General features: G+C 59.8%; 13 protein-coding genes and 1 riboswitch. Of the genes, 2 read left to right on the forward strand and 11 right to left on the reverse strand.

The window, feature by feature from the left end:
* Window positions 1-271 precede the first annotated feature (271 nt).
* The 10 genes from aroA to V8J81_RS14330 form a co-directional block, all read right to left on the reverse strand.
* Window positions 272-1,627 carry a 3-phosphoshikimate 1-carboxyvinyltransferase gene (gene aroA / locus V8J81_RS14285; RefSeq protein ID WP_368476423.1) on the reverse strand — a complete coding sequence of 452 codons (1,356 nt, stop codon included), beginning with the start codon at window positions 1,625-1,627 and terminating at the stop codon, window positions 272-274.
* Window positions 1,628-1,723: 96 nt separating this feature from the next.
* A complete protein-coding gene (trmB, locus tag V8J81_RS14290; RefSeq protein ID WP_368476424.1) occupies window positions 1,724-2,416 on the reverse strand; it encodes a tRNA (guanosine(46)-N7)-methyltransferase TrmB in 693 nt (230 codons plus the stop codon).
* Between the two features lie 31 nt (window positions 2,417-2,447).
* Window positions 2,448-2,897, reverse strand: coding sequence for an ABZJ_00895 family protein (locus V8J81_RS14295; RefSeq protein WP_368476425.1), 450 nt, complete (start codon window positions 2,895-2,897; stop codon window positions 2,448-2,450).
* A gap of 31 nt (window positions 2,898-2,928) precedes the next feature.
* A complete protein-coding gene (gene metK, locus V8J81_RS14300) occupies window positions 2,929-4,110 on the reverse strand; it encodes a methionine adenosyltransferase (protein ID WP_368476426.1) in 1,182 nt (393 codons plus the stop codon).
* Window positions 4,111-4,116: 6 nt separating this feature from the next.
* A riboswitch (SAM-SAH riboswitch) is annotated at window positions 4,117-4,165 on the reverse strand.
* A gap of 30 nt (window positions 4,166-4,195) precedes the next feature.
* On the reverse strand, window positions 4,196-5,701 hold the full coding sequence (gene lnt / locus V8J81_RS14305; protein WP_368476427.1) for an apolipoprotein N-acyltransferase: 1,506 nt from the start codon (window positions 5,699-5,701) through the stop codon (window positions 4,196-4,198).
* Complete coding sequence (locus tag V8J81_RS14310) at window positions 5,698-6,594, reverse strand: hemolysin family protein (protein ID WP_368476428.1); 897 nt, start codon at window positions 6,592-6,594, stop codon at window positions 5,698-5,700. The genes lnt and V8J81_RS14310 overlap by 4 nt, the downstream gene beginning before the upstream one ends.
* 44 nt (window positions 6,595-6,638) lie before the next feature.
* Complete coding sequence (gene ybeY, locus V8J81_RS14315) at window positions 6,639-7,136, reverse strand: rRNA maturation RNase YbeY (RefSeq protein WP_368476429.1); 498 nt, start codon at window positions 7,134-7,136, stop codon at window positions 6,639-6,641.
* Window positions 7,137-7,183: 47 nt separating this feature from the next.
* The gene (locus V8J81_RS14320; RefSeq protein ID WP_439649925.1) at window positions 7,184-8,206 is read right to left on the reverse strand and encodes a PhoH family protein; all 1,023 of its coding nucleotides are present in this window, start codon (window positions 8,204-8,206) and stop codon (window positions 7,184-7,186) included.
* 220 nt (window positions 8,207-8,426) lie between these two features.
* Entirely contained in the window at window positions 8,427-8,795 is a 369-nt protein-coding gene (locus tag V8J81_RS14325; RefSeq protein WP_368476431.1) for a hypothetical protein, read from the reverse strand.
* A gap of 19 nt (window positions 8,796-8,814) precedes the next feature.
* Window positions 8,815-9,390: an OmpA family protein gene (locus tag V8J81_RS14330; RefSeq protein ID WP_368476432.1), complete on the reverse strand. Its 576-nt coding sequence runs from the start codon at window positions 9,388-9,390 to the stop codon at window positions 8,815-8,817.
* Between the two features lie 476 nt (window positions 9,391-9,866).
* Between V8J81_RS14330 and V8J81_RS14335 the strand changes: the two genes are divergently transcribed.
* The gene (locus V8J81_RS14335) at window positions 9,867-10,193 is read left to right on the forward strand and encodes a hypothetical protein (RefSeq protein WP_368476433.1); all 327 of its coding nucleotides are present in this window, start codon (window positions 9,867-9,869) and stop codon (window positions 10,191-10,193) included.
* 38 nt (window positions 10,194-10,231) lie between these two features.
* On the opposite strand, the gene miaB is transcribed toward V8J81_RS14335, so the two are convergent.
* The gene (gene miaB / locus V8J81_RS14340) at window positions 10,232-11,548 is read right to left on the reverse strand and encodes a tRNA (N6-isopentenyl adenosine(37)-C2)-methylthiotransferase MiaB (RefSeq protein ID WP_368476434.1); all 1,317 of its coding nucleotides are present in this window, start codon (window positions 11,546-11,548) and stop codon (window positions 10,232-10,234) included.
* Between the two features lie 143 nt (window positions 11,549-11,691).
* Here miaB and V8J81_RS14345 point away from each other — a divergent pair, with 143 nt between their 5' ends.
* On the forward strand, window positions 11,692-12,570 hold the full coding sequence (locus V8J81_RS14345) for a hypothetical protein (protein ID WP_368476435.1): 879 nt from the start codon (window positions 11,692-11,694) through the stop codon (window positions 12,568-12,570).
* Window positions 12,571-12,623 lie beyond the last annotated feature (53 nt).

The raw sequence follows: 12,623 nt of genomic DNA on the forward strand, positions 1-12,623 counted from the left end.
TCTGCGGCTTGATCTTGATGATCCCACTTTGCACTTTGGCGTGGACCATTGTTAAGCTCCTCGCGCGACTTGAGATCTTTGTTCCTTGGTGGCTTGGTGTTTGTGTCACGCTCCCTTTGACGGTTCTGGTGAACAACGTCTGGGTCGGGCAGTCGGGGTATTGGGATTGGCTCGGCTCGGTTTCATTCGGCACAACTACGGGCCTCGCTTTTTGGGTGGGAACGGTCGGGTTCAAGCGCCGGACCAAACTCTCCCTGGCGTCATATCCGGACTAGCCCCTGTTCGCCCGGTCCAACTGCCCACCGAGGCTACGCATGAGGGGCTCGAAGATCGGGAAGCTCGTTGCGATCGGCCCGGCATCATCCACGGTAATGCCCTGTTGGCTGGCAAAACCCGCGCACAGGAACGACATGGCGATGCGGTGATCGAGATGGGTGGCAACAGTCACCCCGCCTTTTACGCCACCCGGCCCGCGACCGTGGACGATCCACCAATCCGGGCCATCCTCAACGTCTACACCCGCAGCGCGCAGGCCGTCCGCCATTGCGGCGATCCTGTCGCTTTCCTTAACGCGCAGTTCTTTCACGCCCCGCATCACGGTGGCGCCTTCGGCATTGGCCGCGACCACGGAGAGGATTGGATATTCATCGATCATGGAAGCTGCGCGTTCGGGCGGCACCTCGATGCCTTTCATGTTCGGCGAAAAGCGCGCGCGGAGGTCGGCGGCAGGCTCGCCCCCTTCTTCCCGCATGTTCTCGTAGGTGAGGTCCGCACCCATATCCCTGAGCGTCTCGAACAGCCCCGCGCGGGTCGGGTTAAGGCCGATATTGGGCACCAAAACGTCAGAGCCTTCCGTGATGAGTGCGGCACAGACCGGAAAGGCGGCGGAGCTTGGATCACGGGGGACTGCGATGGTTTGCGGCTTCAATTCGGGCTGACCGGTCAGGGTAATGACGCGGCCTTCGGGCGTGATCTCGGTGGTGATCTCGGCCCCGAAGCCCGCCAGCATCCGCTCCGAATGGTCGCGTGTCGCCTCGGCCTCAATAACGACGGTCTGGCCCGGCGCGTTCAAACCCGCCAACAGCACGGCTGACTTTACCTGGGCCGACGGCACGGGCGTTGTGTACGTCACGGGCAAAGGCTCCGCGGCGCCGACGAGCGTCATTGGCAATCGCCCCTGCGCCCGACCGTAGGACTGCGTTCCGAACAGCGTCAGCGGGTCAGTCACCCGCGCCATGGGACGTGACCTGAGCGACGCGTCGCCGGTGAACGTTGCGGTGATCGGAGAGGTCGCCATAGCGCCCATGATCAGACGCACACCGGTGCCGGAATTGCCGCAATCGAGCACATCCTCAGGCTCCGCAAAGCCACCGACGCCAACGCCGTGGACATGCCAAGTGCCGTCCTCGTCGCGTGTGATGTCGGCCCCGAATGCCCGCATGGCGGACGCCGTATCAAGGACGTCTTGGCCTTCCAGAAGACCCGTCACCTTGGTCTCGCCCACCGCCATTGCGCCAAGAATGAGGGAGCGATGAGAAATGGACTTATCGCCTGGCACCTCGGCCACGCCTTCCAACGCAGACCCCTTTCGGGCCGTCATAGGCTGGGGTTCACCATGTGCTGACATGTGGGGCCTCTTCGCTGGCGATTGCGGGCCGGTGATAGACGCGGCATGGGCGGGCGTCCACACCCCTTTGCGGCGGGCGGGACGTCGCGGTGATGCTCAGGTTTTTCGAAAAGTCAGGTAATGCGGCGTACGTCCTTCGCGGAGTGCTTTCTGTTCATACCGCGTCGAGTACCAATCATCCCAAGGTTCGCGCCAATCCGACGCGGCCTCAGCCAACCAGTCAAAACCTGCTTTCGGCACCTCTTCCAAGGTTTGGCGCACATAATCCGGAATGTCCGTGGCCACGCGGAACTCGGCACCCGGCTTTAGGACCGTCGACAGAGGGGCTAGATGTTCTGGCGTGACAAAGCGGCGTCGGTGATGGCGCTTTTTCGGCCAGGGATCAGGATAGAGCAGGAAGGCCTTGGAGATGCTCTGCGGTGGCAGAACATCAAATAGATCTCGCGCATCACCGGGATAGACGCGCAGGTTTTCGACGCCAGCCTGCCGGATCTTACCCAGAAGCATCGCAACGCCGTTGATGTATGGCTCGCACCCGATGATCCCGACATCGGGGTTCGAGGCGGCTTGATGCACCAGATGTTCACCCCCGCCAAAGCCGATCTCGAGCCAGACATTTTTGCCGCCGAAAAGCGACTGAAGGTCCAGCGGTGCTCGGTCAGGGTTCACATCCCAGTCAACGGGCCCGGGCGATAACGCCTCTAAATCCTCAGCCAGGTAACGTTCCTGGCTGTCCTTGAGGTGCTGGCCCTTGCGACGGCCGTAAAAATTGCGGTGTGGACGTTCCATGGCTGGCGCTTAACGGTCCGGGTGCGGACGCTCAAGTCCCGCTGCGTTCGGCGCGTTTGATTTGCCCCCGGATCGCAGCCCAGAAAAACAGACGGTATACCAACATCAGGAATACGACGAGAACGCCAAGCGGCAGGAACGCGATAATGAAATCGCCGCCAATTTCTCGCTGCAAGTCCGCGAGAGCAGTGGGGTTTTGCCACAAACGCAAATAGACGACGCCGCACATCACGGCAACGAACAGGAGTGCACCGATGACCGCCAAGCCCCAGCCCTCGCCGCCGGTCATATGACGCTGTTCATGACGATAGAAGATCTGCGCCAACTGCAAGGGAGGGAAGATCATGACCCCTACGAAAATTCCAATCGCGAATGGCCCGCTGGACAACGTCATGGCAATATCAGGCGCAAATTGCGCGAGAAGATTTGAGCCGCCCCAGATGAAGGCGAACAGACTAACTAGCGTCAGTGCGAATCGCATGACGTAAAAGCCGAAAGACTTTTGCATAACCTTAGAGCGCGCCTTTGATTGCGTCAGCCAGATCGGTGCGTTCCCATGAGAAACCGCCATCGGCCTCCGGCGCACGGCCAAAGTGCCCGTAGGCCGCGGTGCGCTGATAGATCGGCTTGTTCAGACCAAGATGCGTGCGGATACCGCGTGGGGTGAGGTCCATAACCTGCCCAAGGGCCTTCTCAATCTCGGCCTCATAAACCTGTCCCGTCTGGTGCGTATCGCAATAGATCGACAGGGGTTTAGCTACGCCAATCGCGTAACTCAGCTGGATCGTGCAGCGATGTGCAAGCCCTGCAGCCACCACGTTCTTGGCAAGGTAGCGCGAGGCATAAGCCGCAGAACGGTCCACCTTGGTCGGGTCTTTGCCCGAGAATGCGCCGCCGCCATGGGGCGCAGCGCCGCCGTATGTGTCCACGATGATCTTGCGGCCCGTAAGGCCAGCATCCCCGTCCGGGCCGCCGATGACGAATTTGCCGGTGGGATTCACGTGCCACTCGGTCTCAGCGCTGATCCAACCCTCGGGCAGTTCTTCGCGGATATAGGGTTCAACAATTGCGCGCACGTCGTCGGAAGACAGGCTTTCGTCGAGGTGCTGCGTGGACAAAACGATGGAAGTCACACCGACCGGCTTTCCGTCTTCGTAACGCACCGAAAGCTGCGACTTCGCGTCGGGGCCAAGAGCGGGCTCAGCGCCGGATTTGCGGACATCTGCCAACCGTTTCAGCACGGCATGCGCATAGTGGATGGGGGCAGGCATCAGCTCAGGCGTTTCACCGCAGGCATAGCCGAACATGATCCCTTGGTCGCCCGCACCTTCATCCTTGTTATCTGCCGCATCGACGCCTTGCGCGATGTGGGCGGATTGTTCGTGCAGCAGGTTGGTGATCTCCACGGTTTCGTGGTGGAATTTGTCCTGCTCGTAGCCGATGTCGCGGATGCAATCGCGCGCAATGGCATCGATGCGACCCATGTATTCCTTCAGCTTTGCCTGATCGCTCAGGCCCACTTCGCCACCAATCACAACGCGATTGGTCGTGGCAAAGGTCTCTGCCGCCACGCGCGCTTCGGGCTCTTCAGCTAGGAATGCATCCAGAACGGCGTCGGAGATGCGGTCGCAGACTTTATCCGGGTGGCCCTCAGAAACAGATTCCGAAGTGAAGAGGTAGTTGTTGCGCGCCATGGGGAGTGCTCCATTGTCTGTTACGTCCCACGTCAGGAAGCCGTTGTGGGAATTGCGAAGCGCTTACGCCCCTTTGCAAACAGGTTCAATGGGCCTTTCGGAAACGTGGCCATGCAATGCCCGCGCCTGTGACAAATACCGCAAGTAGGATCACCGGCAGATGGCCAAAGCGGGCGTAAAGCGTTGGTGGCAAGGCCGCTGGCAATTGGGCGTCAATCACGCCATCCACATCCATTGGCAACGCCTCAATGATTTGACCATGGGCATCAATCACGGCCGAGATTCCAGTGTTCGCTGCCCGGATCAAAGGCAGACCCTGTTCGGCCGCCCGCAACTGCGCCAGTGCAAGATGCTGGTAAGGCATGGCGAAACTGCCGAACCACGCGTCATTGGTGACCTGTACCAACCAGTCGGGCCGGTCCACGCGTTCGATGTAGTGTGGAAAGATCGCCTCGTAACAGATCATCGGAAAGGCACGTCCGAATGGGCCGAGGTCCATAACCGCAGGCCCCTCACCAGGCCGATAGCCACCGGACAATTGCTGCGCCAACCCGGCGAGACCAAGGTCATCAGCGAGGCCGCGCAACGGCATGTACTCGCCAAACGGCACGAGATGGTGCTTGTCGTAGACCTGCACGACCGCTCCGTCGGCATCGAGATGGACCAGCACATTGCGCGGCTCGACCCCGGCATATCGCTGGCCGCCGATCAAAACCTCCGCGCCGTCGGCAGCAAGCGCAATCCTCGCCCGTGCCTCCTCTGAACTGCGCAGGATCGTGGGCAGGCTGGTTTCCGGCCAAATCACGAGATCGGGCTGGCTGCCTTCGGCCGTCAATGACAATCCACGGTCAAAGAAGACCGGGATCATGTCAGGCTCCCACTTGAGGTGTTGTGGTGCGTTGATCTGCACGACCCGGATGGTGGGTGCTAGGGGCGCAGGCAGCGGCCCGGTCCAGGGAACCATGGCAACTGAAACGCCCACAATCAGTGGGACCACCGACAGCAGCGGATAGCGCGTCAGAACCAAAGCGCCGGAAAGCGCCGCGATCAAAACGGTCAAAAGGGTGAGGGATAAGGGCCCACCCAAACTGGACAAAGCCAAAGCCTCCGTCCCGATCAGCCCGTGGCCGGGTTGCGCCCATGGCAAACCACTCAAAACACGGCCCCGAGCAGCTTCTACCAAGGTAACGAGCCCCGCAAAAACGATCGCGCGCGACCCGTGCGGCGGGCAGAGCAGCGCGGCAGCACCACCCGCCGCAGCCCAGAACAACGCCAAGCCACCGGCCATCAATACGATTGCAAAAGGAGCCATCCAGCCATGGGTCGTGGCATCCACGAAGAAAGGCTGCACGATCCAGTGCGTGGCAACGCCGAACCAGCCCGCGCCCGCAAACCACGCCCGCCAAGCCGCCGCTTTGGCGTCAGGCGCGGTCGCGACCAGGGCGCAAACCAGCGCCAGCGCCGGAAACAAAAGAGGCCACAGATCAAATGGTGGAAGTGCCAGTGCTGCCAACGCGCCGCTGAATGCGGCCACGCCGCGCCCCTGCCATCGGCCCAAACCCTCAAGGCTTGCGCGCAGGCGCTGCCTCACTCCGCCGCCTCTTTCGGCATCCTTACGCGCAGACGCTTGATGCGACGGGGATCGGCATCAATCACTTCGAACTCAACACCTGATGGGTGCGGCACAACCTCGCCACGGGTCGGCACCCGACCTGACAGCAAGAAGACAAGACCGCCGAGTGTATCAACCTCCTCCTCCTCGTTCTCATCGACCAGATCCATGCCGATCTCACCCTCGAACTCATCAAGCGGGGCACGGGCAAGTGCAAGGAAGGCACCGTCCTCTTCACGCATCCAGGGTTGCGCCTCTTCCACGTCATGCTCGTCTTCGATCTCTCCGATGACTTGCTCGATAAGGTCCTCGATCGTCAGCAATCCGTCGACGCCACCGTATTCGTCGATAACCAAAGCCATATGCGTGCGTTCGGTCTGCATTTTGGTCAGCAGAACGCCAATTGGCATGGACGGCGGCACATAGAGAACCGGGCGGAGGCGTTCGGACAAAGTGAACTCGTCCTCCTCTCCATTGAAGCCATGCTTCAAGGCGATGTCTTTGAGGTGCACGAGGCCCACAGGCTCATCAAGCGTACCGTCATATACGGGCAGTCGCGTCAGGCCGCTGTCACGGAACACCTGCACCAGATCGGGCAGATCAGCGTCGATCCCGACCGAGACGATTTCGGCGCGGGGAATGGCAACGTCTTCAACCCGCATCTTGCGCAGGTTGGACATCGACGGCAGGGGCGGCCCAAGTTGCGCGGGCACAGCCTGACTATCCTGTTGAGGGTCATCATCGGGTTCAGCAACCGCAGGCGCGGCACCGAACAATCGGGCGAAAAAGCCCGGCCTCTGGGCCGGTGCATCGTCACTCTCCGGGGGCGCGCCACGCGCCGCGGGAGACGACGGATCGGGATTTGAGCTCATGGCTCCTTTCCAAGAAACAAACCGGGCCTGAATTGCCCATGGCTCTAATATGGGTCAGGGACCCCCAGTGTGGCAAGTATACGTGTCTCTAACTGTTCCATAAGTGCTGCATCTTCGTCGGTTTCATGGTCAAATCCGAGGCAATGCATCAGGCCATGCACGACCAAATGGGTGATGTGATCGCTTAGCGGTTTGTTGCTTTCGCGAGCCTCGCGCGCGCAGGTCTCAAAGGCCAAGGCGATATCACCCAGTTCTTGCGGCGGGCTACCGAGTACGGAGTCAGGCAGTTTCGGCATAGCACCCGGCTCTTCCGGGGACCGTTCGACCGCAGGCCAGGACAACACATTGGTCGGCACCGGCTTGCCGCGAAAATCTGCGTTGAGTGCTGCGATCCGCTTATCATCAGCGGCCAGAACCGAAAGGGCGCACCGGTCTGAATCCAGATCCAAGGCACCAAGCGTTGCCCGCACAGCGGCCTCTGTCAGCACTTCCAGGTCCAGCGTGTCCCAGGCCTCAGCCTCGATGAGGATGTCAATTTCCATGGGGCGGCGGATACCATGGACTGACACTCGGTCAATAGCCCGCCAGCTTATCCGACCGGCGCGTCCTTGTCGTAGGCTTCGATGATTTTCGCGACCATGGGGTGCCGCACGACATCCTTGGCTGTGAAGTAATTGAAGCTGATCCCGTCGGTGCCTTTCAGGATGCGCTCTGCCTCGCTCAACCCGCTGGTGACGCCGCGCGGCAAGTCGACCTGTGACCGGTCGCCCGTAATCACCATTTTGGAGCCGCGCCCCAGACGGGTGAGGAACATTTTCATCTGCATGGATGTTGCGTTCTGCGCCTCGTCCAGCACGACATAGGCATTTGACAGCGTGCGCCCGCGCATGAAGGCGAGCGGCGCGATTTCGATGGTCTTTTCTTCGATCAGCTTGGCCAGTTGCTTGCCCGGCAGGAAGTCGTTCAGCGCGTCGTAGAGCGGCTGCATGTAGGGATCGACTTTGTCCTTCATGTCGCCGGGCAGGAAGCCTAGCCGTTCGCCCGCTTCGACCGCCGGGCGGCTGAGGATGATCTTGTCGACATGGCCACCCATCATCTGGTTCACGGCCACAGCCACGGCAAGGTAGGTTTTGCCGGTGCCAGCGGGGCCGATCCCAAAGGCGAGTTCATTCTGGAACAGGGCGTGGACATAGGCCTGTTGCGCCTGGGTGCGTGGCTCGACCGTTTTCTTGCGGGTTCCGATTTCCAGATCGCCGCCTTTGAACATTTCGATCTGGTCGCCGTCGCGCACGCCGGTGCCTTCGTCTGACCCGCCGAGGCGAACAGCGGCGTCGATGTCGCCGGGCTCTAGCGATTTTCCAGCCTCAACCCGTTCGTACAGGGCTTCAAGCACTTCGACCGCGCGGTCGCGTGCTTCACCCAGCACGGCCAGCGCATTTCCACGCCGTAAGATATGCACAGACAGAAGATGCTCGACCTGGGCAAGGTTGCGGTCAAACTCGCCGCACAGCTCAATCAGAAGCCGGTTATCGGGGAATTCGAGAAGGCGTTCCGGAGAATCGCTGGCAACTGGAGTTTCGCTGGACGGGTCAGGATGGGGCAGCGGATTGATTGCCAAGGAAAACTCCGGTCAGGGTATGCACCCCGGACCATCCGGGGTGTCTGGCTACTCTGAGTCTGACCCCGCACAGGCCGACTTGTCCACAGTCGATCTGCGAATTTAACCAATATTTTGTGGTTAAGCAGCACGCTTGTCGCCAAACCTGCCCCTTCGCGCAAAAGAAACAGGCGGCCCCGAACGGGACCGCCTGCCTATGCGCCATAGCGCGAAATCAGTTGCGGATGCGCGGCACGCGATCCGGGATACCCGGGCTGCCCGAGCTGTAATCACCCACGATGGAGCCCGGAGGTGCAGGCTGGGTGCAGACCGGCAGACCCGAGCGCGGGTCAAGGCGGCGCGACCAGTAGCCTTCAAGGCCGTCGTCAATCATCCAGATGTGGCAGCCGTCAGGGTCGATGAAGATCCCGGCCTCAAGACGGGAAAGCGAGCCCTCGTCTCGGCCACGGTCTTCGCCAATTGCGATGACGGGCGGTTCACCATTGGGGCCGACTCGCGCGGCCGTGGTGCCTTCGAAGCTTTCCACGCAGCCCATCAGGGCCAGTGGCGCAACAGCCAGAAGGGGAAGTTTGAATAGGTTCATCTGATTGTCCCTTTCCGGTTTAGCGGTAGCACACGATTTCAACGCGACGGTTGCGCTGCATGTTCGCGGCGCTGTCGTTCGGAGCGACCGGACGGCGTTCGCCATAGCCAATCTCACGTGCAACCCGCGCACCAACCGAGCGGGCTACATTGGCCACGGCCGCGGCACGACGCTCACTCAGGCGCATGTTGTATTCATCCGAGGCGCGGCTGTCGGTATGGCCATAAATGGCATAGGCAAATGCGCCGGCGCTTTGGAAGAACTGCTGAAGATGCGCACGACCGGACGAGGTCAGTCGCGCACTGTCTGTGTGGAACATCGTGTCGGTGTTCGCCACGCCGCACGGGTTCACGTCCAGACATACGGGCATGCCATTTTCAGGATTCACACGGCCTTCCATGTAACCCTCGATACCGCCATCAGCGACCCAGTGCAGGCAGCCGTCCGGGTCGACCCAAAGGCCGGGCTGAACTTGGCCACTTACGATGATTTGTTGTTGTGCAGCTGCCGGGGTTGCGAGGGCGAAGAAGGCCCCTGCAACCAGGGCCGTCGCACCAATCGCACCTTTGAGTGCGCGAGTCAGAGTGTTGATCACACCTGCATCCCCCTGTTGTTCCGATTCTGCCGACCTTGCTTGCACAAGTTTCGGTCATTCAAGTTTCCCTCGCGGCAGTTCCCAACAGGCTTGGCAGCACCATGTCTGAAAACGCCTTAGATTACGGCACGATAGCACCTTATCCACACATGGAAAGGGGTTTATTGGCACGCACGTTGCCTAATCGGAAACAGCAACCGGTCGATTCGGCCATTTTTTCGCCTCTAGCGACGCCAGCCAAGATATTGATGAAAGCCCAACACCTGATTTCGCGCCGTTCACGGACAAATCGGAGACAATGGCCCGAATCGGCGACCATTGTTCGCCTTGGATCCGAATCTTAACCTTTTGGTAAGATGTGATGCGCGTTTCGCATGTCTTCGTGCTACCGTTCTCGGGTTCGGACTGCGGTGTTTATGTCTGCCAACTGGGAATTATCCCAAAGCGCCGCAGTCAGTATGATTGGGGGAACACGTATGTTCAAAAAGTTTGCACCCGCCGCACTCAGCGGCGCTCTTCTGGTTGGCGCGTCTTTGCCTGCCACCGCCACGACCTATGAGTACCGGATGGTTGTGAATACGGTCCATGTCACTGTCAGCTGCTTTCGCGGCCCGTTTTCCGAGGTCATTTGGGACAGGCCGAACCCTGTGTTCATCGATAGCCTCGTGAACGCTGGCTACACCTTCCCGGAAGCCCACGCGATTGGGGAACGAGTCTGCCGCGATCCATCGACTGTGGATCGGCCAGATGCGGCTGTTCAGGTGATGTATCAGATCATCGCAGAAAACCCGCCGGGCCGGTGAGCCATTAGAACAGACAGACCACCTTGGCCCCGTCTGGATTACACCAGGCGGCCCTTGAGCGAGTTTGTGCGGCTTTCGACGATCTCAACCGGAGCGATCTGACCGCGAAGGTCAGACGGGCCATCGACGTGCACGGCGTGGAGATACTCGGATTTGCCAACCATCTGCCCGGCCTCGCGACCCGGCTTCTCGAAAAGCACGTTTACGCGTCGGCCAATCATCGCATTTTGCGTGTTGCGCTGTTGTTCACTCAGAAGCGCCTGAAGGCGCTGCAACCGATCGCTGGCCTCCTCCTCAGGGACTTGTCCATCACGCTCCATCGCCGGAGTTCCTGGCCGGGCGGAGTACTTGAAGGAATAGGCCGTGCCGTACCCAACCCCGCGGACCAGATCGAGCGTGTCCTCGAAATCCGCTTCCGTCTCGCCTGGGAAACCAACGATGAAATCACCGGACAGGTGCAGGTCAGGCCGGGCCGCGCGAATCCGTTCAATCAGGCGCATATATTCGTCGCGCGTATGCTTGCGGTTCATCGCCTTGAGGATTTTGTCAGACCCCGCCTGAACCGGCAGATGCAGATAAGGCATGAGCTTTTCGCAATCGCTATGGGCGGCGATCAGGTCATCATCCATGTCATTTGGGTGAGATGTTGTGAACCGAATGCGGGCAAGCCCTTCGATTTCCGCCATTTCACGGATCAACCGGGCAAGCCCCCATTCCCGACCATCCATACCATCCCCGTGATACGCGTTTACGTTCTGCCCGAGCAGGGTGATTTCGCGCACGCCACGTTCAACCAAGGCTTGCGCCTCTCCCAGAAGACGCTCCGCCGGACGAGACACCTCGGCTCCGCGCGTGTACGGCACCACACAGAAAGAACAGAATTTGTCACAGCCTTCCTGCACGGTGAGGAAAGCCGTCGGGCCGCGCGTTGTCCTAAGCTTTGGCAGATGGGCAAACTTGTCCTCTTCAGGAAAGTCCGTGTCCAACGCCTTTTCGCCGTTCTCAAGCGCCTCCATCATTTTGGGCAACCGGTGGTAGGTCTGCGGTCCAACCACCAGATCGACCATCGGCTGCCGCCGCATGATTTCTTCGCCCTCAGCCTGCGCCACGCAGCCCGCAACGCCGATCTTCAGATCTGGGTTTGCCTCCCGCAACGGACGAAACCGACCGAGTTCGGAATAGACCTTCTCAGCCGCCTTTTCGCGGATGTGGCAAGTGTTGAGGAGGATCATGTCCGCACCTTCGGGGCGGTCGACCTGCTCATAGCCTTCGCCACCCAACGCCTCGGCCATACGCTCACTGTCGTAGACGTTCATCTGGCAGCCATAGGTCTTTACGAAGAGTTTCTTTTTCATAAGCAGCGCGCCACCCCGAGGTGTAAGGAAAACTCAATCGCGCCCATGTATCGTGACCCTGCCCGCGCATCAACCGACGCTTGAATTGCAAAAGGGGCCGGAGACATGCATTTTGCGAAAAACACAGTGCGAGCAGACGCCACATGGAATTCAGCAACCTGAGCGACTTCAAAGGTGCAACAGCATCTTCCCTTGGGAAGGGGCCGTATGCTGTTTTGATTGCGGAAGACCGCGTGGAATTTGAGAGCTCGCTTAATCACCTGATATCGCTTGGGTTCAGAGCCATTCTAATTGTTGCTCCGGATGAGTTGCCGGTGCCAGACGAACCGCCGTCTTCAGAGATTAAACAGCATGTGATCCGACACCCTTCCCGCCAACCGGGTGCAACCGAAGAGGTGGTCAATGCGCTGATCGAAAAGGTGCCCGGCCAATGGATCCACTACTGTTACAACGGTGAATACCTTTTCTTCCCATTTTGCGAGGATCGCACGGTGGGCGAGTTGGTGACGTGGGTGATGGAAGAACGTCGCGAGGCCGTCTTAACCTACGTGATCGATCTGTATGCCGGCGACCTGACAGCTCATCCAAATGCAGTCGATCTTGACGGCGCCCTTCTCGACAGTTCGGGATATTACGCCGACACCCGTAAAGGCGGTGTCGAGGGCGATGAGGTTATGGAGCGGCAGTTGAACTTTTACGGCGGCTTACGCTGGCGGTTCGAGGAGCACGTCGCAAAACCAAAGCGCAAGATAGACCGGACCGGATTATTTCAGGCGAAACCTGGCCTTCGATTGCGTGAAGACCATACCCTGACCGACGAAGAGATGAACACATATGCCTGCCCCTGGCACCATTCGCTGACGGCATCGATTTGTTCGTTCCGCGTCGCGAAGGCATTGCGCACCAATCCAGGATCGCGCCACGACATCAGCGACTTTCGCTGGCACAAGTCGACACAGTTTCATTGGTCTTCCATGCAATTGATGGAGCTGGGCCTCATGGAACCGGGGCAATGGTTTTAAGCTAAAATTCGATGGATTTTTTCCTACGCGTTTAACCGCAATTTATGCGCGCC

This window comes from Gymnodinialimonas sp. 202GB13-11, from assembly GCF_040932485.1.
GTDB lineage: Bacteria > Pseudomonadota > Alphaproteobacteria > Rhodobacterales > Rhodobacteraceae > Gymnodinialimonas > Gymnodinialimonas hymeniacidonis.